Genomic DNA, 19,699 nt, shown 5'->3' with positions numbered 1-19,699 from the left:
AAACTTTCCACATTGTTTTATTCAATACTTTAACAACTTTGCAAACAGTAGATTGTTTTGTCATTACACTTAATTTTATACAATATTTTAAAAGGTTAACAGCTATGCACATGGACCCATTTTTACCTCAAGCGGTGGGCGCTATTTTCTTTATACTGTTGTTAGGCTTTATCTTGAAATTTTTTCGACAACCCCATGTCGTCGCTTATTTAATTGCAGGAATTTTTATCGGTCCTTGGGGCTTTGGTTTAGTTACCGACATTGACAGTATTTCACGTTTAGGCACAGCGGGCGTGGTTTTACTGTTATTTTTTGTTGGCATGGAAACCGACATTCATAAATTAGTCGAAAACTGGAAACTCATTATTTTCGGTACCTTGATGCAAATTATACTCAGTGTTGGTTGCGTTTGGTTATTAGGTATTTGGTTTGACTGGAGTTTAGCTCGCATTGTATTAATTGGCTTTGTTATCAGCCTGAGTAGTACCGCTATTGTTATCAAATTACTGCAAGATAATGGCATGCTTTCATCCAGCTTAGGGCAAAGTGCATTAGGCATTTTACTCGCGCAAGACTTAGCCATTATTCCGATGCTTATAATCATAGGGTTACTTGGTGCGGGTAACATCGACAATGTGCAATTAGTTAAACAAGGTGTCGGCACGCTATTCGCCGTTGCATTATTCGCCTTTGTAATTACCCGTAAACAAGTGCATTTACCGTTATCAAAGTGGTTAAAGGGTGATCATGAATTACAACTTTTTGCTGCATTAGGTATTTGTTTTGGCTTAGCTATGCTCACAGCATGGTTTGAGCTATCAACCGCTTTAGGAGCATTTATTGCTGGTATGCTTGTGGGAGCAGCTAAAGAAACCTTATGGGTACATCGGACTTTAGATTCATTTAGGGTGTTATTTGTTGCCTTGTTTTTTGTTTCAGTAGGCATGTTGCTAGACATTAGCTTCTTAATAAGTCATTGGCAACAAACCGCTATATTAGTGATGGCCGCATTAATTACTAATATTTTCATCAATGCTATTATTTTAAAGTTGTCAAAATTCAGTTGGAAAGAGAGTCTTTATGCTGGAGTATTGTTATCGCAAATAGGTGAGTTTAGTTTTGTGCTAGCTGCTGTTGGTCATCAGGCAAGTATTATTAATGAGTATGGTTACCAATTAGCCTTATGTGTTATCTCGTTATCATTACTGACTAGCCCAATATGGATTGGCCTGAGTAAAAAATGGCTTAAAGTCGAACACACCCCGCTAAAACCATCAGTGTAATTTAATAAGCTCTGATGTAATTTATATTAGGAAGCTATACCGTTTTGAGTCGGCATAACTTCCTATTCAATCTAGTTTTAACCCATATTTCTATGAGTTAACATTGCTATAACCAGCGTTTTCGCTTAAATACGATTAGCAATACGACTGAAACCACAGCCATAACACCTAATAAGATGAAGTAACCATTATCAGCTTTTAGCTCAGGTATATATTCAAAGTTCATACCGTAGATACCGGCGAGAAAAGTTAACGGCACAAATAATGCTGTAATAACCGTTAATACTCGCATAGTAGCATTCAGTTGATGTGATGTTACTGACATATAACCATTAATTAAATCACCACAAATATCATAATACATTTGCGACAAACTGAGCAGGCGGTCGAGACGTTCACGTAAGTCATTCACCGTATGAGTTTCTTTATCAGTGATTAAATCAGTGTCTTCATCATCAACATAAGCTTTTAAGGTTTCACCCATGTTTACGTGATAATTAAAAGTACGTCTTATTTTAACCAGTTGTGAACGATAAGAGGTAATTTGTTTCATCATTTGGTCGTTACCACTTAATTGAAAGTCATCTTCAATTCTTTCTAGCTCAGCTTCAAAACTAAACATTTCTTTAAGGTAGTAACCACAGCTGCTATGGAAAAGTCTTAGTGCTAAATGAACAGGACTACGCTTAAGGTACTTTTCACCTATTTCACAAAATAACTCGTTAATCGCTAACGAACTTTGTGGATGTCGAGTAATTAACACGCGCTTGCCGATAAACATACTTATTTGTAAATGATTGAATTTCAGGCTGTCATCGTTAGCAACAATGCCGCGATACAACATAAAGATATAATCTTTAAACAGTTCAATTTTAGGAGGATGGCGCTCACGCAGCACATCGTTGATCGCAAGAGGATGACATTTAAATTCTGTTAATATTTTTTTCTCTTCTTCTAAGTCAACGTTATCAAGATCAATCCATAACGTAGTGTCGTTATTTTCCTGCCATTGACTTATTAATTCACGACTACCGATAACGGTTTCTTGTGTAGGTGAAATCAACATACATTTTATCATTTTATACTCTCAATATGCCCCGAATAAAACGGGATAATTTATTAACCCTATTCTCAGCTTTTATAAACACCTGAGAATCAGTAACAAAAAACTGTAAAATAAACTTAACTTTTTTGTTATTAAAGCTAACTTATTTCTACCTGATTGTAATACAATTACCTGTAAATACGAATAAAATTAACACCATAATAGTTAACCATAAGTGTTATACAATTCATTACTCAATAAAGATCATATCCCGTTATTAAAACGGTTTTAAGGATTAACCAATGTTAGAAAATACTATTGATAAATTATCCTTAGTTATCGACGACATTCTCATTGCAGAGCATGAGCAAGACATAGCCCAAATAATGCTTGCTGCAAATGAAACTCTTGTAGCAGAGCAGTTCGCGCTATTAATTGAAGCTCTGCCACAAGATAAACGTTTAAGTGTCTGGGCTACGTACCCAGAAGACATTCAAAAAGATGCTTTTGTCGATATGGGACAAGGCACAAGAACAAGCTTAATTCAGGCGTTAAGTGATGATGAGTGCTTCGAACTACTCGCTCAACTAGACGTTGACGATGTAATTGAAATTGCAGAAGAAATACCGAGTCGATTATTAAAATATGCGATCAAAAATCTAGACGACTCGCAGCGAAAACTTTATCAACAAGCACAACAGTTTACTGTTGATCAGGTCGGCCATTGGCTAGATTACAATTATGTCCGTATTTCTGAAAAGCTTAAAATAACCAGTGCGCAATTATTATTACAAAAAGGCTTATCTCCTTATACAGAAGACTTTTATGCAGTAAATAAAGAGGGTGTTCTAACTGGCACTGTTGACATTAACAGCTTAATTCAAAGTGATGCTGAAAGTACCCTAAAAACATTGTTTTCGCCTGAAACCATTAAACTCAATGGTAATGAAGAATTAACTTCGGCGGCAGAAGCTGTAATTTTATCGGGTAAAATGTCATTGCCTGTTGTTGATGAAAACGACCACTTCCTTGGCCGTTTTACCGTTGAGACGGCTTATCAAGTCAAACAAGAAACACAAACAGAGCAAATTAACAGTGCTGCCGGTTTATCTACCGACGAAGATTTATTTTCAAGTGTTAGAACCAGTGCCAAAAACCGTGGCATTTGGCTTGGTATTAATTTAATTACTGCATTTTTAGCCTCTTGGTTTATTGGCTTTTTTGAAGCTACCTTGCAACAAGTGGTGGCTTTAGCTGTTTTAATGCCTGTTGTAGCATCAATGGGTGGGGTTTCAGGTAGCCAAACGTTAACCGTTATTGTTCGAGGTATGGCATTAGGTCAGATAACAGAACAAAACAGAAAAGTACTATTACGTAAGGAATTAAAAGTTGGTGGGCTAAACGGTATCATTTGGTCGCTTGTTATTGGCGTAATTACCTACTTTTGGTTTGACAATGCACAACTGAGTTTCGTTATTGCCTTAGCAATCTTATTAAATTTACTGACGGCATCGGCATCCGGGGTTATGATCCCTGCCATTTTGAATAAATTGAATATTGACCCTGCCTTATCTGGCGCGGTTATTTTAACCACAGTAACCGACATTGTTGGTTTCGTTGTATTTTTAGGATTAGGTAGCTTACTGCTACTTTAAGAAAAGTAAAAAGAGGATTTAAGTAATGCCTGTAGAAACTATCACCTGGATTGCTATTGTGTTTTGTATTTCACAATCTGCTATTTTTTCAGGATTAAATTTAGCTTTTTTTTCACTGAGTAGACTGCAGTTAGAAGTAGAAGCGAATAAAGGCAATAAAGCCGCCAAAATTGTATTAACGTTAAGAAACGATTCTAACTTTTTACTTGCTACTATTTTATGGGGCAACGTAGGAATTAATGTTTTATTAACCATGTTGTCAGATTCAGTTTTAGCCGGTGTTGGCGCGTTTTTATTCTCAACAATAGCCATTACCATCGTGGGTGAAATAACACCACAAGCTTACTTTTCTCGTAACGCTTTAAAAATGGGTAGCATGCTAGCTCCGATTATTCGTTTCTACCAATTTGTTCTTTACCCCGTGGCGCGACCAAGTGCACTCATTCTAGATGCATGGTTAGGTAAAGAAGGTATTACCTACTTAGGGGAGAGTGAACTCGGTAATATTATTAAAGAGCATATACGTGCCGAAGAAGCTGATTTAAACCATGTTGAGGGTATCGGCGCGTTAAACTTTTTTGCCTTAGATGAAATTAAGGTCACTGAAGAAGGTGAAGTGTTAGACCCAAGCTCTATTATAGCGTTACCAACAAAGCTTGATTTGCCTATTTTGCCTGACACATACTCTGGTGCTAATGATCCTTTTTTAACTATGCTCAATGAGTCGGGTCACAGCTGGGTGGTTATAACAAACCTTGAAGGTACACCATTATTAGTTATTGATGCTGATGGTTTCTTACGAAGCGCACTGTTTCAGTCAGAGAACTTTGACCCTTACAGTTATTGTCATCGCCCGGTTGTTATCTCAGATGAAACTACGTCATTAAACGAAGCTATTTTACAAATGAAAGTGAACACCTCAATTGATAAAAACTTCGACGGTGTTATTGAACACGATGTGTTATTAGTGTGGGGCGAAACTAGACGCATTATTACTGGTGCAGATATATTTGGCCGTTTACTTAAAGGCATGTTGCCATTAGTGCAGCATAACGAAAAAGTAGCAGAGCTGATAAACGCTGAAAAAAAATAATTAAGCAGTAACTTATTTTACAATATTAAACTTCGGCTACTGACGCCGAAGTTTTTATTTTTCACCTTTCAAGTTAAACCTTTCAAGTTAAGCCTTTAAAATTACACCTTTTAAATGATAACGTCTAAATAACAATGCCTAAATAACAACACCTACAAAGCTTTAAATTCTGTCAGCAAGCATTGAGTCACTTTTACGTTATAGCCTTAATTACTCTGGCTTTAAAGCAAGTACATCTGATTTCAACAAGCTCAAGATTTTCTCTGCTGTATTCCCTAGTACTTTAGCTTGCAAACCTTTACGCCCAACCGTACCTATGACAACTAAGCCTGCTTTTTGCTGCGCGGCAATGCTGGGAATAACCTTTTCTGGTTCGCCTGCTTTAACATAAAAGTTAGCGACAGGTATGTCGTATTCAACAGCCAACGTTTCTATTTGGGTTTTTAAGGTTTTAGCTGCCTTAAGCTCCAACTCGTCTTTGAAGTGAATACCTAAGTCACGTAATACTTTTGAAAATACTACGGTGTAGCATACAAATAATTCCGCTTCATTGGTTTGAGAAAATACTTTAGCGGCTTTCAATATTTGATGGTTTAACGCTTGTTTACTTTTGCGTTTGGTTTCTAGATCTATTGCGGCTAATACATTAGGTGATTTGCGCCATTTATTATCACTGACAATAAAAACAGGTGCTGGGCATTCGCGTAATAATTGCCAATCAGTTGACGTGTACAAAAAAGTCTCACTTCGGTGTGCCGTTTTTACCACCATGGTTGGGCTATGCTCTTCTGCGTAATTATTTATCCAATTATAAATACGTTTTTCCCAAACAACGTCAAAACTGTAGTTAACTCCTTCAGGGATTATTGTCTTGAGTGATGTTTTTGCATCTTGTTTAACTGCATCTATTATTGTTTGTTGTATCTTTTGTGGATCATCATCAATAAGTCGTAAACTTTGATAACAAAAATAAACAATATGTAAAGAATTATGGGTGCTTTTAGCAAGTTCACAAGCGCGCTGAATAGCCACTTGCTTACTTTCCGATAAATCTGCAATCACTAATATACTGTTCATAATACCCTCTCAGCTGATGTGTATTACTTAAAAATAACACACAAGATTCAGCGTTTCTTTGATATAGAACAAAGCTTAGTAAGATAAGTAATGAAATGAAAATAGCTTAAAAAGGTTAATCGAGAACTAAAGCTAAACCCTCGTAACTTTAGGTGTTGGTGTTGGTGTTATTGTTCAAGTGCATTTGACGAATAATTAAGGCTGTGCAAGCGACAGGTAATAATGAAATCAATGCAAACATAAAGTTTCCGCTAACAAAGATTAAAACACTTGATAATAGAAAGGCTAAAGCGACGAAAACTGCTCCCACTTTCGCAACCTTGTTATAAGAAAAAAATAGCCCCATTGAAAGCAAAGCTGCAGCGAAAATTTGAATGACACCATAGAGGGTAATAGCAAAGTCATTAAACATGAAATGTTGTAAAAACTGAACTTCATCAGGGCTATGGATAACTTTTGCTATGCCAGCAAATAGGCTTAATAAAGAGATGATGACAATCAATAAATTTATAACAGATTTCATCTACACTCCATGAATCAAGACTTGATTCGCCATAAGTATTAATCCTAGCATGTTATATTTTCTTTGTTGTGCGTATAAGGTTTAAATTACCGTTAATAAACGTCTACACAATAGAGTTAAGCTTTTCTTTATGTTTCTTATTTGCGTATAGGTATATCAATAAAGCAATAACGATGTTGAAGCTACAGCGCAATATTTCAGCTAATTGAAAGTTTAAAGTCACTAAGTTATAAATTAAATCAACCGTTGAACCCAAGCCAAGTATAATGGCTAAAATCATAAATATTTTTTCTAAAGACATTGAATTAGACATAAAGCGCTCTTCAAATATATTATTTTCAAGTGAAATTTGTAAAAGGTTTAATCTTAAAAACCTCAGTAAACACAACAACCAAAAGCGCTAATAAAATTAACTTTCTCATATACTTAAGCACTATCCATGATTTTTTTAATCAATGAATCTAATTTCGATAAGTTAGCATCCAGATAAACGGGTATAGTAATATCAGCATTTTCTTTGATTGATTTTTCAAGCACCCCTTGCCAAGTTGGTAAAGCTGCAATGCCTATAACGACACAGTTTTCTTTACTTATCTGCTGAAAAAAATTAATTATTTCGTTAACCGCTTCAGGTGTTAAACCAGCAGATTCATCGGCGTGAGCTAGCAAGGCCCAAGGAGAGTTTTGAGGAGCAATTAATAAAACTTTATCGTTTAATTGCTTAACACCTTCTTGATTAAAGCTTCCTGATGGATATATATGTACTACATTTCCAGTCAGATTAATTTTGTAATCTCCATGCGATTCCATTATAGCTCCTGGATTTCATCAAAAAGTAACAGCTTAGTCAGCGTATTTTTTTATTTTCATAAAAAGGTAATGCGACTAATGTAAATAACTTTGAAAAGAAAGTACATAAACATTACTAACATCAGAAAGTTATTTGTAGCGTTACTGACTATGCTATCACCTTAAAAACCATCAGATTAATTGACCAACTTACTGATGACTTTTACGTTATTGTGCAAGGTTTTATGGACTGGGCATTTATCTGCTATTTCTAAAAATCGTGCTTGTTGCTTAGCCTCTAACTCACCAATAAAACTAATTTCACGCACTATGGCTTCAATACCTTGGCTTTGCTCTTCACACTCTTGGCAATCAAGTAAATAATTTCGACTATGCTTTAGTTCAACTTTTATATGTTTTATAGCAAGATTTTTGCGTGTGGCATACATACGAAGTGTCATAGCAGTACAGGCGCCTAAACCGGCAAGTAAATGCTCATAAGGATCAGGACCCATATTATTGCCACCAACACTTTCTGGCTCATCTGCAAGCCAATAGTGGCTAGCTGTGCTTACATGCTGAGTAAATTTATGATTTTTTTCTTCAACAATCACATGACCTTTAGTAATTTCAGTTTTCCCATATTCAGCACTTGTTTTAGAAGCGTTCATTGAAGACATAACGTTGCTAACGTCTTTATTAACACTTTTATCATGTGTTATATATCGCCCTGCCCACGCCGAAATTACATCGGCAGCATACTCGGCATCACGCTTATTCGTTAATAAATGATCCGCGTCATCTAAACTAACAAAGCTTTTAGGATGTAAGGCCGCTTGATATATTTTTTCCGCTTCACTGATATTGACGGTACTGTCAATGGGTGAATGCATGACTAAAAGTGCTTTCCTTAAATTACCAATGCGACTGGTATCGTAGCGTTTAATGTCATCTAAAAACTGTTTTTCGATAGTAAACACACGTCCAGCCAAGTTCACTTCTGCTTTACCGTACTTTTCAATATCATCGACTTGTAAGGCAAAGTTATGAGCGACATGTTCGGCATCAGATGGAGCCCCAATAGTGACTATGGCCATAGCTTCTTCAACCTGTTGAGCAACATTAAGCACTGCTGCACCACCCAAGCTATGACCAATAAGCAATCTCGGCGCTTGATATGTTGTACGAAGAAAATCCGCAGCGGCAAGTAAGTCTTTTATATTTGAGGAAAAGTTACTATTTGCAAAGTCACCATCGCTATTTCCTAAACCGGTAAAGTCGAACCTTAACACGGCAATTCCTTTTCTAACTAGCGCTCGGCTTATACGTGATGCCGCCGCAATGTCTTTACCACAAGTAAAGCAATGGGCAAATAGTGCATAAAATTTAACATCAGATTCTGGGGTTTCTAGCAAACCACTAAGTTTGTGTTCTCCACTGATAAACTCGACTTTTTGACGCATAGGGGATCCTTTGTTATTTGATAGTTTTATTTTATATCTAGATTACTAAGATTGACCGCTAAAGCTTAAATTTAATTTCTCCCATTAACATTTACCCATAGTATTTAACTTAAATATTACGATACATAACTTCATATTATGTATAAAATATAGCGGTATTTTTTATTGTTAAGGAACAAGTATGACTATAGGTGTTGGCGGCTCTACCGCAAAAATCGAGCTTGAAAAATTAGCTAATATGACAAATCAGGTAAAAGCGATTTCTGAGGCTGAATTTAAACAACGTATTAAAAAAGCACAAACGATCATGGCTGAAAATAATATAGCAGCTACCTATATTGATGCAGGAACAAATTTATACTACTTCACAGGTACACGCTGGTATGCCAGTGAACGTATGGTGGGTGCTATTATTCCTCAGGAAGGAGAAATAAAATATATTACTCCTTATTTTGAAGTTAACACGCTGAGTCAGTACATGACGATAAAAGGTGAAATTAAAGGTTGGCAAGAGCATGAAAGCCCTTATCAGTTAGTATCACAAACGTTAAGTGAAATTGGCATAACAACAGGTCAATTAGCCATTGATGAGTCTGCCGCATTTTTTATTGCAGACGGTATTAAAAAAGCAGCCCCAGCTTTAACACTTATCGACGCTAAATGTGTAACGGCAGGTTGTAGAGCAGAAAAGTCTGATACTGAAATAGCCTTGTTACAACAGGCAAAAAACATGACTATTGAAGTTCACAAAGCGGTAGCTCGTATATTGCATGTAGGTATAACAGTGCAAGAAGTGACTGATTTTATTGATCAAGCTCACCGTAAAGTGGGGGCACCTGCTGGTTCATACTTTTGTATTGTACTTTTCGGTGAAGATTCTTCATACCCTCACGGTGTTAAATCGCCCAAAGCACTCGAAGAAAATGACATTGTACTCATTGATACCGGTTGTCAGGTTGAAGGGTATAACTCAGATATTACCCGTACCTATGTTTTTGGCGAGCCAAACCAACGCCAACGAGATATGTGGTTGATTGAAAAATTAGCACAAGAAGCTGCATTCGACGCAGCCAAAATAGGTGTTGCTTGTGGTGATGTTGATGTTGCAGCAAGAGCTTACTTAGCAAGCCAAAACTTAGGACCTGATTACCAAACACCTGGATGCCCTCATAGAACAGGTCATGGTGTAGGTCTGGATATTCATGAATGGCCATATTTAGTTCGCAGCGATAGAACGCCACTGACTAAAGGTATGTGTTTTTCTAATGAACCCATGCTGGTAATACCTAATGAATTTGGTATTCGTTTAGAAGACCATTTTTATATGACAGAAACTGGCGCAAAGTGGTTCACGGAGCCTTCCTACTCAATCGACGACCCTTTTGGTTATAAGCAAGCTTAAGCTATATTAAGCTGGGCGATATAACGTAAATAACTTGACTCAAAGTTCAGGGCCAAACCTGCGTTTATTCCTGACTTTTAAAAATTATTACATTTTAGCTAACTAAATAGAGTGGCGTATGTCTTGAGCTTTGAGTAGAATCGATACATTGTTATTTTTGATACTGAATTTATGCACGCATTTTTAGAATATATTCCACTGGTTATTTTTTTCGTATTTTATAAATTCGCCGATATCTATTGGGCTACTGGCGCACTAATCGTCGCTTCCGCCATTCAAATAGCTTATTTTTTAATTAAAAAGCAACCCATTCCAAAAAGAAATTTGATTTTCTTCGGTCTAATTGCCGTTTTTGGAGGCTTAACTATATATATGCATGATGATACTTTCTTGAAATGGAAAGTGACGATTATCCAAGGGATTTTCGCAATTGCACTTTTAGTGAGTCAGAAATTATTTAATAAAAACATTATGAAAGAGTTTTTAGGTGAAGCCCTAACCTTACCTGAAAACATTTGGAACAGACTAAACTTAGCTTGGGCATTGTTTTTCGCGCTTTGTGGTTTTCTTAACTGGTACATTGCCTTTAATTTTAGTTTAGAAACTTGGGTTAATTTTAAGGTGTTTGGTTTAACTGCCATGACGTTTATATTTGCCATTGGCTCAGTGTTATCTCTTTATAAATATATGCCTGAAGAACAAGAAGACTCAGAACAAAAAACAGAGAAACAAGAATAATTTAGTATTTGTAATACGTATTTTTAATTTAATATTTTGGATATAAAATGTTTTACCTTATTTATAGTGAAGATGTTGAGAACAGCTTAGCGCTGAGAATGAGTGTACGCGAAAGTCATTTAGACCGATTGCGTATGTTGCAAAATCAAGGAAGATTACTAGTAGCCGGACCTTGTCCAGCTATCGATAGCGAAAATCCAGGCGATGCAGGCTTTACTGGCTCACTTATTATTGCAAAGTTCGACAGTTTAGTAGCTGCTCAACAGTGGGCTGACGAAGACCCTTACATCGCGGCAGGCGTTTATAAAAACGTTACTGTTAAACCGTACAAAAAAGTACTTCCAGCATAAATATTAGCTATGAATAATAAAACACTTAGTAGATACATATTAGTCAGCGCCCTGCTGTTCTCAAGCTCTTTAATGGCTAAAAATACGGTTGATCTGTGCGAAAAAACTATGGACAGTACAGCCGATGTATCTCGGTGTTTAGATGGTATTAGAGATAAGAAAGATCGTGAATTACAAACCTGGATAAATAATCAAACCTTTATTTTAGAAGAGTTATCACTTCACAATGGACGAAGTACATCGCTTGATATGTTTAAGCGCTCTCAGCGAAACTTTATCAGCTACCGAGAAAATAACTGTCGTTGGCAGTATTTAGTCCTCGCACCAGACGAAAGCGCAGCTATCGCCTATAAAAAATGTTATATCACGTTAACACAAGACCGCATTGAAGAATTAACTCACCTCAATAAAAACAAATAACTATTCGAGTATTAAATATACTAAAGCAACTAATAATAAGTAGTGAAAAATCGTTTCATTACTTGTTAAGTCTCAGCGCAATGTAGAGTATTACTCTGATATATTTGGTGTTAACTTTCGCATTTCATCCTTCTTTAACTAGTCCGTTAATGAGTAAAAAAACGGATTGTTAAGTCTAAAATTTATTTCTTTGTTATTTAAAAAACTTTATCACTTTTTATTAAGTTAGCTCAGCTGAATAAAGCTTGATATATATGCTGATTTCACCTAAATTAACACTCAATCAATGCGTGATTTTCATCTAATCTGCTGATGATTCGATAACGGCTATAAACTACAACATATGATAGTGATACCGATTATCGAATTAACTTAGAAATGATGTTTATAATATTTAAAATCATGCGCTTATCTAACTTTAAATCAAAGACTCTTGGTTGATGTAGTTTATGGAAATATTGTCAAACCTATCAGTTTATTTAAGTAACCCACGTACGTCTTTAAATAATAAATTATTAAAAATTTGTTCAACCATTAAATCAGCAATTCCTGAATGTGATCGGGTAGGTATTTGGCTGTTTTGTAGTGACTATTCTGAAATGTTTTCTCTCATTTGTCTTGACGAATATGGCAAGCAAACGATGGGGGAGCATTTACTGGCCAGTGACTTTAAAGATTACTTTTCACACATTATTGAGAATGAGTTTTTAGTTGCTTCTGACGCTAGGAATAATGACGTATCTAAATGCTTTAATAAGGGATACTTCGATGTTCACAATATACATTCTTTATTGGATGTAACATTCAAAAAGGACTTTGTCCCATTGGGCATAATCTGCTGCGAACGAACTGGCGATCAAGTCGAGTGGCAAACAGCTGATATAAAAACACTTAAAAAAATTGCCGTAAAAGCCTCTTTATTTATCAGCGATAACGTTTCTGAAACCTACTCAAGTAAATCTAAAGAAAATATAATTAATATATTGAGTGAATAGATTTAATGTCCTTAAACGCCACAAATTATCCACATAAATAACGGTATATCAATTTAATGCATACCAGGCTAGCTAAGCTCTTTGTTTGCTATGCTTAACTTGATAACGACGCAATACCGTATCAACTCCCCAAGTTAAAAATAACGCGACCAGGAGCAGTTGCGCCGCAATAGCCGAAAATATATCAGGGGCTTTCATAAGCGTCGCCATTAAAGAATCTCTATAATAGAAAAACCACTGATGATTCTCTGGAAACACTACCGTGTGCAAATAATAAAAAACCTCAGTAAAGCCCCAAATACTTAATATTACTACCAGTAAAATAATAAAACTCAACAGCGAAATTATTTTTTGTTTACCTGTTGGCATTTCTCTTATCGAATTAACGCTTATTGTCTGTTCTTTACGACAGTAAAAAAATATCATACCCAATAAAATTAATAAATTTACCCACCACAACTTTTCTAATGAACGGAGTAAGTTAGCAACATCTTGAAGATGAACGACCTCACTCTTTGTTAATAGTGCTTTTAATATCGATTGATGATTAACATAACTTATTTTAGATAAAGTATTACTTGGTAGATTGCCTTGTAGTTTGCCTAGTTGATTGTCTTCTTGATTGCCTTGCTGATGAATTGCATCAACAATTTCAGCAAACATTTTCTCATGCAATTGAAAATTATCGACAGGAAAGTCGCGTTTACCCTGGGTGTTTTTGGGTACGTTTTTTTTAATAACCTCATCGATGTGCAAGGTTTGATACCAAAAGCTATATAAAAAATTTGTTGTTTTACTTATTTGCCAGCTAATACCTAACGAAAAGGTGAGCAATATTAACGCGAATACACACCAGATAACTTGTCTAACAAACGCATATTTCATCATAAAAATTATCTAACCTTACTAACACATTAGCCAGCAACTAAAGTTCAAATTATTGATTGAGGATTAATAGTCGTGTTCAGCGAGCTATTAATTTGAAGCAGTACACTAGCATAATGATACCTCTGATAACTCAAATTTATAAACTAATTTTCTCCCCTAATCAATTTTAAACAAATAGTGGTTCATAGTAGAAATACTGCAATTTAAATTTAGCTTAAATAAACGATCATAAATCCATCACATTGCTAGATCAGTATCACTACCATCCTTTATTAACTTAGCATTATATATATTGCTGAATGTTGTAAATAATACTTGAAATCAAACCATAACCGATATACTGTATATGCATACAGTATATCGAGGTGAGCAACATGATTAACATCAACAAAGTAAATTTAGAATTTAATAACAACAACTTAGACTTAAACTCTGTACTAGATAATACCCGAGAAATAAGCCTAACCTCTCCTTGGTGTAATACTGTACCGGTAAATAATCCTTTTGAATTATCTGAAAGATATCAAGATATTTGTGAAAAACATTACGATAATAACAAGTGGATTTTAATGATTAACCCTGAAAGTGATTCGTTAGAGCAGCTCTCTAATATGGGTAAAATTAATCCAGCTAAAATATTAAAAGTGAATGCAAATAAGGTCAATGTTAGTCTAGAACATATTAAAAACACCTTATTAAAAGGTACTTGTTCAGCCATGATTTTGTCAGGCGCGAGTTATAATCAAGAAGAATTAAATGAAATAGCACACTGCGCAGCGATGGGTAAAACTCATTGTATACTCTTGCAACCAATAAGCGTTGGCCAAACACAGCAATTACATTAAAATAATTTTTCACCATGTCTCATTAGATTAAAGAGGGGCTGAACTCCCTTCCCTCTTATTATTCTCTTATTAAGTGCCAACTTAATGGTGATTGCTTTAACGAATTATTCATAGATTGGCTGTAGATAAATATTTCAATGGTTGTAGGTTGTCATGATAAACTAGCCGAAATTGAATATTTAATAGAATACTTAAATGCAATGTCCATGCGGCTTAGAACTCACCTATGCTCAATGTTGCCAACCATTAATAATGGCAACAATACCAGCAAACTCTCCTGAACAATTAATGCGATCTCGCTACTCAGCTTACGCGACTAAAAATGCAGAATATATTTATCTTACCTATGCAAAAGCAAGTCAGCTTGAACAGTCGATTGTTGACATTGAACAGTGGGCTGCACAAACAAAATGGTTAAAACTTGTTATTCATAATGCTAGCGAATATCAAAAAAATAAAATAAATAAAGAAAGTGCTCAAGTTGAATTTTCGGCCTTTTATCAGCATCAGGGGCAAATATGGCAAATGCGTGAGAACTCGAACTTTATAATTGAAGATAACGCTTGGCGTTATTTAGATGGCGATGTATCAGACAGTAAAGTGTTAATTAAACCTAAAAGAAACGATACTTGTTTTTGTCAGAGCAATAAAAAATTTAAACAATGTTGCGCTAAAGCATTTTAAACAACAGCTGACAAAAATTCTGATTTATCTAACGAGTTTTTTATTCCTGAAAACCAAGCATCAGCATTAAACTCAGCTTTTGGTTGAGTTTGCTCTAATGTTTTATCTTTATATTTCTGCTGACAATACAAACTTGTATTACTTATTACTTGCTGGTTTATAAAGCTAGCATCGTCACGAAACGCCAAAGGATTGGGGGTTAATGCATTCAATAAACGTAAATGGTCTAACTGTTTAGATTCAATTAGGACAGCTTGATTAAAAAGTTGAGTATCTTCAATGTTCTTTAAGGCGATAGGTGCTTCATTTGGCAGTTGAAAATGTTTTCGTAATTGTTCTGTTGAAGTCGTGTTTTCAGGCGTAATAGTTTGTGGAAGTTTGAACTGACTGTGCGCTCGCACATCATCGGTTAGCATCGCCAATAATAACGAAAAATCAGAGCGACGTTTGTTATGAACGCTTTCATTAAGCTGTTCGCCTAATTGAAGTTCATGTACAAGTATGTCGTTTGATAATGCGTCTACTGTCAAAATAATCTACTTATTGATTGCCGATAATACTTTATCGGCAATCAAATAAATTACTTTATAGCTAAGTTGAATTAATTATGTATTTTTATAATAAATACATAATGTTGTACAGTTATCACTCATTAACTTGCAATGTGTTTAATCGGCCAACTGAGAATGAAACTTGCTCCGCCATTTTCACTATCAACAACAGAGGCACTGCCTCCATGCCATTCCATAATACGGCATACAATCGCTAGACCTAAACCAAAGCCTCCCGTTTCACGATTACGAGAAATATCACCACGGGAAAATGCATCAAATATGGTGCATTTAAAATCATCACAAACACCCTCACCATTGTCGGTAACTATTACCTGACAGTGTTCAGCGTTTTTCGAAATAGCGATGTCTATTTTACCGTTTCCATATTTTATAGCGTTGGATATATAGTTGTTCAGCGCGCGAGCAATAAATTGACGATCAACGTCAACTTTGTCATCACCAATTGAATTAGTAATATTAAAGCTTTGCTCAAACTGTTGATAATTACCCACCTGATTTTTAACAATATCAACCATCGATTCTTGAGAAAAATTTAGCTGTGGCTTTTCATTATCGAAACTAGCATAAATCAACATTTCGTTAATAAGCTGTTCTAATTCACAAATATCTTTACTTATAGCGTTACGGTATCTTTCTTGTTTGGCTTTATCATCGGTACACGCTAGCATTTGTAAGGCAAACTTGGTGCGTGCTAAAGGAGTGCGCAGTTCATGCGCTACCGCTGTAGACAATTCTTTATGAGCATCTATTAAACGTTTAATACGATGTGCCATGGTATTAAAGGCCGTTACCATAGGTTCGGTCATTGTTGATCTAGCTTTCGGCGCTACCATATCAAAACTTTCTTGGCCAAACGCTATAGCTGTTTTTCGTAGTTGATCCAAATCACGAGATAAAGGGCGTAACCAAAAAAACAATAAGCAGGCTAAACTGGCGAGTAAAATAACACGAATTAAGGCTTCAACTCTTGGCCTTGTTGGCATTTTGGCTGGGCCAAGTACAATCACTGCACCTGTGCTATTGATACGATGATGAATTTCTACAGCATCATTATCATAAAAAATGTGAGTGTTATCTTCTTTGATTACATCATGGCGCTGATGACTGATTTTCTCTACTTGTTGTTCTGACATTAACTTTAATGGCAGTTTCCATTGCTCAGATGCACCTGACAGTATTTCCTGCCATTCGTTTTCTGGATGTTTTTCTAAATAATTAGAAAGCGAGAGCAACATACTTTTATAGCCAGTATAAGACTCTATATCCTGTTCAAGATAAGAACTCCACACTTCATCGAGCATCCATGAGAATACGATAAAAATAGAGATTATCAGGAAATATAAGCTAAAAAATGAGCGACCAAGTTTCATCAAAATGCCTAAAAAGAGGGAAGAAACACTGATGAATTGGCGTAGCAACTCATCAGTTTACACATTGAAATAATACTTAACTCCAAGCGTCAGGGACAAATAAGTAGCCTTGTCCCCAAATAGTTTTAATTCGAAAAGGAGTTTCATTACTGTCATGCAATTTTTTGCGTAAACGAGAAATACGTACATCAACACTTCTGTCCATACCGTCGTACTCACGGCCAACAACCGCTTTATATATATAATCTCGGTTTTGAACTTCGCCTGAACGACTTGCTAGTAACCAAAGTAAATCGAATTCTTGACTTGTTAGATCTACATTTTTACCGTGTAATGTTACTTGTCTTGAACCACGGCTTATATGTAACTCACCACAATCAATTTCAGCACTTTCTTTGCCTTCAGAAGGTAACTGGCCTCGGCGTAAAAGTGCATTAACACGAGCAAGTAGTACTCTAGGTTCTACAGGCTTGATAACGTAATCATCAGCGCCAATTTCTAAACCTAATACTTGATCAAAGTCAGTGCCCTTAGCAGTCAGCATTAGAATTGGACCTTTAAAACTAGGTCGTAAATCTTTACAAACCGCAAAACCATCTTTGCCAGGTAACATAATATCTAGAATGATTAAATCTGGGACAAACTTATCAACGCGCTTTTCGACCGTGTCACCTCTAAACTCTTGTTTAACGTGGTAACCTTCACTTTCTAAAAACTCAGTGACTAAATCCGATAACTGGCGGTCATCTTCAACAAGCAATATTTTCTTTACTGACATATTATCTGGCATTAACTTGATCCTACTTTATTACACTGAATTAACAGTATTCTCATGGATGTATTATCAACACGGTTCAATGTTTACTGCCGCGGTTTAATGCGAATCAATAAATAAATAACAACCATTGAAAGTATGAATGATTTTAATTTTTATAATCATAAAATGTTTACTATTAATTAACAACGCCATGTACAAGGTGTTACGGCAATAGTACAATTTATTACCCTAAGTTTACACTTAATTACACCAACATAAGTAACTAATTTTTATAGTATTTATAAAAAAGTATTTTCACAATAATCTGTATTTATTTAATCATGGCGTTTTACTTAGCTGCTCATGGCATTTATGATATGTACACAACCTGATGTTAATTTTAAGACCTAAAACGCTCTATGACAATTCACTTATCTCAAATAAAAGAGCCGACAGAGAGCGCCTCCACCGTCGAAAAATTTAAAGCCCAAAAAACACTATATTCTGTCATGTTAGTGGTACTGTTTAGTTGCGCTGGTATCGCATTGCCTTACCCAGTACTAGCACCTATTTTTCTTAATGAAATTAGCCCTCTAACTACTTTTGCAGATTTACCTGGCAAAATTTCACTTGGTATAATATTAGCTATATATCCACTTGGTGTTATTTTAGGTAGCTCAGTTTTAGGCGCTGCTTCAGGTCTTTATGGACGTAAGAAAACCTTACTTATTACCCTAGTGTTAACTATTATTGGTTATGTGCTATCAGCATTAGCGGTTGTTGCTGAAAGTTTTTTAATGTTCATTTTTGCACGTTTTATAACAGGAATTTTTTCAGGAAATATCAGTATAGCGAAAGCAATCGCAGTAGATCTATCTCCAACATTGGATAAAACACATACCTTTAACCTTGTAAATGCTACCGGCTATATTGGTTGGTTACTTGGCCCTTTAGCTGGAGGGTTACTTGCCGTTTATGGTTTAGATGCTGTTTTCTACTTAGCAGCTATAGCCTTAGTCATAGCTCTACTCAGTGTTACATTTTTTTTACAAGCTGATGCTTCAGAACTCAATCAATCTAATGTCAAGTTCTCACAACTATTTAGTAAGCAGAACTCATTTGCTTTACTCGCTAATACAAAAATTAGGCGTATATTTTTAATTTATTTACTGGCTACTTTGGGCCTAAATGCCTACTACGAATTTTATCCAGTTTGGTTAGTTGAAAACTTTAATTTTACAAGTCTGAACATTGGCTATATTACTGTTGTATTAACTTTATGTATGACAATCACTAGTGTATTTTTTGTTAAAAAATTGAAGCTAATCATGGGGCTAAAGTTTGGCGCTATATTTGGCATGGTATTAATGGCAGTTTTATTTAGTTTACACTTATTACTAACAGAGACTAATGTTTGGCCAGTTTATGCCATAACAGGTATCGCAATCGCTATATTTAATGGTTTGTTACCGGTGTATATTTCAGAACAATATGCCGATATTGAACAAGGCCAACTTATGGGGTTAATTACTACTACATTTAGTGTTGCGAATGTACTTATGGCACTTATTGGTAGCGCATTAGCATTACTGGGTGCTCATTGGGCTATATTATTTGGCGCTATTTTACTTATTATTGCCTCTGTTGATTTTCACTTTAGTCAGGAAGATATTCGTTAAATAAACATAGTTTCAGGTAAACTTAGTTCACTGAGCCTTTCGCTATTTACTTGTCTAAGGACTTATTT

General features: G+C 35.5%; 21 protein-coding genes. 11 read left to right on the top strand and 10 right to left on the bottom strand.

Going from position 1 to position 19,699, the window contains the following annotated elements; all coding sequences use genetic code 11:
* The first annotated feature begins 110 nt into the window (after positions 1 to 110).
* Entirely contained in the window at positions 111 to 1,283 is a 1,173-nt protein-coding gene (locus tag DBO93_RS08155) for a cation:proton antiporter (RefSeq protein WP_162533751.1), read from the top strand.
* A 106-nt stretch (positions 1,284 to 1,389) separates the two neighbouring features.
* Here DBO93_RS08155 and DBO93_RS08150 read toward each other — a convergent pair whose 3' ends face one another.
* On the bottom strand, positions 1,390 to 2,361 hold the full coding sequence (locus DBO93_RS08150) for a magnesium transporter CorA family protein (RefSeq protein WP_108455883.1): 972 nt from the start codon (positions 2,359 to 2,361) through the stop codon (positions 1,390 to 1,392).
* Between the two features lie 269 nt (positions 2,362 to 2,630).
* Between DBO93_RS08150 and DBO93_RS08145 the strand changes: the two genes are divergently transcribed.
* Entirely contained in the window at positions 2,631 to 3,983 is a 1,353-nt protein-coding gene (locus tag DBO93_RS08145; RefSeq protein WP_108455882.1) for a magnesium transporter, read from the top strand.
* Positions 3,984 to 4,008: 25 nt separating this feature from the next.
* A complete protein-coding gene (locus tag DBO93_RS08140; protein ID WP_108455881.1) occupies positions 4,009 to 5,076 on the top strand; it encodes a CNNM domain-containing protein in 1,068 nt (355 codons plus the stop codon).
* A 210-nt stretch (positions 5,077 to 5,286) separates the two neighbouring features.
* Here the strand turns inward: DBO93_RS08140 and DBO93_RS08135 are convergent, their stop codons facing one another.
* The 5 genes from DBO93_RS08135 to DBO93_RS08115 form a co-directional block, all read right to left on the bottom strand.
* Positions 5,287 to 6,153: a universal stress protein gene (locus DBO93_RS08135; RefSeq protein WP_108455880.1), complete on the bottom strand. Its 867-nt coding sequence runs from the start codon at positions 6,151 to 6,153 to the stop codon at positions 5,287 to 5,289.
* 148 nt (positions 6,154 to 6,301) lie between these two features.
* The gene (locus DBO93_RS08130; protein WP_108455879.1) at positions 6,302 to 6,676 is read right to left on the bottom strand and encodes a hypothetical protein; all 375 of its coding nucleotides are present in this window, start codon (positions 6,674 to 6,676) and stop codon (positions 6,302 to 6,304) included.
* Between the two features lie 103 nt (positions 6,677 to 6,779).
* A complete protein-coding gene (locus tag DBO93_RS08125; RefSeq protein ID WP_108455878.1) occupies positions 6,780 to 6,989 on the bottom strand; it encodes a hypothetical protein in 210 nt (69 codons plus the stop codon).
* Positions 6,990 to 7,102: 113 nt separating this feature from the next.
* On the bottom strand, positions 7,103 to 7,486 hold the full coding sequence (locus tag DBO93_RS08120) for a hypothetical protein (RefSeq protein ID WP_108455877.1): 384 nt from the start codon (positions 7,484 to 7,486) through the stop codon (positions 7,103 to 7,105).
* A 176-nt stretch (positions 7,487 to 7,662) separates the two neighbouring features.
* Positions 7,663 to 8,928: a bifunctional alpha/beta hydrolase/OsmC family protein gene (locus DBO93_RS08115; RefSeq protein WP_108455876.1), complete on the bottom strand. Its 1,266-nt coding sequence runs from the start codon at positions 8,926 to 8,928 to the stop codon at positions 7,663 to 7,665.
* Positions 8,929 to 9,109: 181 nt separating this feature from the next.
* On the opposite strand from DBO93_RS08115, the gene DBO93_RS08110 reads away from it, so the two are divergent.
* The 5 genes from DBO93_RS08110 (at position 9,110) to DBO93_RS08090 (ending at position 12,833) form a co-directional block, all read left to right on the top strand.
* Positions 9,110 to 10,330, top strand: coding sequence for a Xaa-Pro peptidase family protein (locus DBO93_RS08110; RefSeq protein ID WP_108455875.1), 1,221 nt, complete (start codon positions 9,110 to 9,112; stop codon positions 10,328 to 10,330).
* A gap of 171 nt (positions 10,331 to 10,501) precedes the next feature.
* Complete coding sequence (locus DBO93_RS08105) at positions 10,502 to 11,068, top strand: septation protein A (protein WP_108455874.1); 567 nt, start codon at positions 10,502 to 10,504, stop codon at positions 11,066 to 11,068.
* A 47-nt stretch (positions 11,069 to 11,115) separates the two neighbouring features.
* Positions 11,116 to 11,418, top strand: coding sequence for a YciI family protein (locus DBO93_RS08100; protein WP_108455873.1), 303 nt, complete (start codon positions 11,116 to 11,118; stop codon positions 11,416 to 11,418).
* Between the two features lie 9 nt (positions 11,419 to 11,427).
* On the top strand, positions 11,428 to 11,838 hold the full coding sequence (locus tag DBO93_RS08095; protein ID WP_108455872.1) for a lysozyme inhibitor LprI family protein: 411 nt from the start codon (positions 11,428 to 11,430) through the stop codon (positions 11,836 to 11,838).
* A 449-nt stretch (positions 11,839 to 12,287) separates the two neighbouring features.
* Positions 12,288 to 12,833 (top strand): GAF domain-containing protein, encoded by a 546-nt coding sequence (locus DBO93_RS08090; RefSeq protein WP_108455871.1) that lies wholly within the window; start codon positions 12,288 to 12,290, stop codon positions 12,831 to 12,833.
* A gap of 72 nt (positions 12,834 to 12,905) precedes the next feature.
* Here DBO93_RS08090 and DBO93_RS08085 read toward each other — a convergent pair whose 3' ends face one another.
* Positions 12,906 to 13,721, bottom strand: coding sequence for a DUF1461 domain-containing protein (locus tag DBO93_RS08085; RefSeq protein ID WP_108455870.1), 816 nt, complete (start codon positions 13,719 to 13,721; stop codon positions 12,906 to 12,908).
* A 374-nt stretch (positions 13,722 to 14,095) separates the two neighbouring features.
* Here DBO93_RS08085 and DBO93_RS08080 point away from each other — a divergent pair, with 374 nt between their 5' ends.
* Together DBO93_RS08080 and DBO93_RS08075 are read left to right on the top strand one after the other, a co-directional pair.
* Positions 14,096 to 14,566, top strand: a complete 471-nt coding sequence (locus DBO93_RS08080; protein WP_108455869.1) for a hypothetical protein — start codon at positions 14,096 to 14,098, stop codon at positions 14,564 to 14,566.
* 252 nt (positions 14,567 to 14,818) lie between these two features.
* The gene (locus tag DBO93_RS08075; RefSeq protein WP_162533749.1) at positions 14,819 to 15,250 is read left to right on the top strand and encodes a YchJ family metal-binding protein; all 432 of its coding nucleotides are present in this window, start codon (positions 14,819 to 14,821) and stop codon (positions 15,248 to 15,250) included.
* Here DBO93_RS08075 and DBO93_RS08070 read toward each other — a convergent pair.
* The 3 genes from DBO93_RS08070 to DBO93_RS08060 form a co-directional block, all read right to left on the bottom strand.
* Complete coding sequence (locus tag DBO93_RS08070) at positions 15,247 to 15,780, bottom strand: VC2046/SO_2500 family protein (RefSeq protein WP_239059146.1); 534 nt, start codon at positions 15,778 to 15,780, stop codon at positions 15,247 to 15,249. The genes DBO93_RS08075 and DBO93_RS08070 overlap by 4 nt on opposite strands.
* Before the next feature lie 122 nt (positions 15,781 to 15,902).
* Complete coding sequence (locus DBO93_RS08065) at positions 15,903 to 17,195, bottom strand: ATP-binding protein (protein WP_108455866.1); 1,293 nt, start codon at positions 17,193 to 17,195, stop codon at positions 15,903 to 15,905.
* A gap of 76 nt (positions 17,196 to 17,271) precedes the next feature.
* Positions 17,272 to 17,985 carry a response regulator gene (locus DBO93_RS08060; RefSeq protein ID WP_108455865.1) on the bottom strand — a complete coding sequence of 238 codons (714 nt, stop codon included), beginning with the start codon at positions 17,983 to 17,985 and terminating at the stop codon, positions 17,272 to 17,274.
* A 386-nt stretch (positions 17,986 to 18,371) separates the two neighbouring features.
* On the opposite strand from DBO93_RS08060, the gene DBO93_RS08055 reads away from it, so the two are divergent.
* A complete protein-coding gene (locus DBO93_RS08055; protein WP_108455864.1) occupies positions 18,372 to 19,631 on the top strand; it encodes an MFS transporter in 1,260 nt (419 codons plus the stop codon).
* Positions 19,632 to 19,699: the final 68 nt, after the last annotated feature.

Source organism: Colwellia sp. Arc7-D (assembly GCF_003061515.1).
In the GTDB taxonomy this organism is placed as follows: Bacteria; Pseudomonadota; Gammaproteobacteria; order Enterobacterales; family Alteromonadaceae; genus Cognaticolwellia.
Note: the sequence above shows the minus strand (reverse complement) of the source record. Positions and strands in the feature narration are given on the sequence as shown.

Bases quoted from the DNA above. Each gene is read 5' to 3' on its own strand.
- DBO93_RS08155 (WP_162533751.1), top strand. From the start codon at position 111: ATGGACCCATTTTTACCTCAAGCGGTGGGCGCTATTTTCTTTATACTG.
- DBO93_RS08150 (WP_108455883.1), bottom strand. From the start codon at position 2,361: ATGATAAAATGTATGTTGATTTCACCTACACAAGAAACCGTTATCGGT.
- DBO93_RS08145 (WP_108455882.1), top strand. From the start codon at position 2,631: ATGTTAGAAAATACTATTGATAAATTATCCTTAGTTATCGACGACATT.
- DBO93_RS08140 (WP_108455881.1), top strand. From the start codon at position 4,009: ATGCCTGTAGAAACTATCACCTGGATTGCTATTGTGTTTTGTATTTCA.
- DBO93_RS08135 (WP_108455880.1), bottom strand. From the start codon at position 6,153: ATGAACAGTATATTAGTGATTGCAGATTTATCGGAAAGTAAGCAAGTG.
- DBO93_RS08130 (WP_108455879.1), bottom strand. From the start codon at position 6,676: ATGAAATCTGTTATAAATTTATTGATTGTCATCATCTCTTTATTAAGC.
- DBO93_RS08125 (WP_108455878.1), bottom strand. From the start codon at position 6,989: ATGTCTAATTCAATGTCTTTAGAAAAAATATTTATGATTTTAGCCATT.
- DBO93_RS08120 (WP_108455877.1), bottom strand. From the start codon at position 7,486: ATGGAATCGCATGGAGATTACAAAATTAATCTGACTGGAAATGTAGTA.
- DBO93_RS08115 (WP_108455876.1), bottom strand. From the start codon at position 8,928: ATGCGTCAAAAAGTCGAGTTTATCAGTGGAGAACACAAACTTAGTGGT.
- DBO93_RS08110 (WP_108455875.1), top strand. From the start codon at position 9,110: ATGACTATAGGTGTTGGCGGCTCTACCGCAAAAATCGAGCTTGAAAAA.
- DBO93_RS08105 (WP_108455874.1), top strand. From the start codon at position 10,502: ATGCACGCATTTTTAGAATATATTCCACTGGTTATTTTTTTCGTATTT.
- DBO93_RS08100 (WP_108455873.1), top strand. From the start codon at position 11,116: ATGTTTTACCTTATTTATAGTGAAGATGTTGAGAACAGCTTAGCGCTG.
- DBO93_RS08095 (WP_108455872.1), top strand. From the start codon at position 11,428: ATGAATAATAAAACACTTAGTAGATACATATTAGTCAGCGCCCTGCTG.
- DBO93_RS08090 (WP_108455871.1), top strand. From the start codon at position 12,288: ATGGAAATATTGTCAAACCTATCAGTTTATTTAAGTAACCCACGTACG.
- DBO93_RS08085 (WP_108455870.1), bottom strand. From the start codon at position 13,721: ATGATGAAATATGCGTTTGTTAGACAAGTTATCTGGTGTGTATTCGCG.
- DBO93_RS08080 (WP_108455869.1), top strand. From the start codon at position 14,096: ATGATTAACATCAACAAAGTAAATTTAGAATTTAATAACAACAACTTA.
- DBO93_RS08075 (WP_162533749.1), top strand. From the start codon at position 14,819: ATGGCAACAATACCAGCAAACTCTCCTGAACAATTAATGCGATCTCGC.
- DBO93_RS08065 (WP_108455866.1), bottom strand. From the start codon at position 17,195: ATGAAACTTGGTCGCTCATTTTTTAGCTTATATTTCCTGATAATCTCT.
- DBO93_RS08060 (WP_108455865.1), bottom strand. From the start codon at position 17,985: ATGCCAGATAATATGTCAGTAAAGAAAATATTGCTTGTTGAAGATGAC.
- DBO93_RS08055 (WP_108455864.1), top strand. From the start codon at position 18,372: ATGACAATTCACTTATCTCAAATAAAAGAGCCGACAGAGAGCGCCTCC.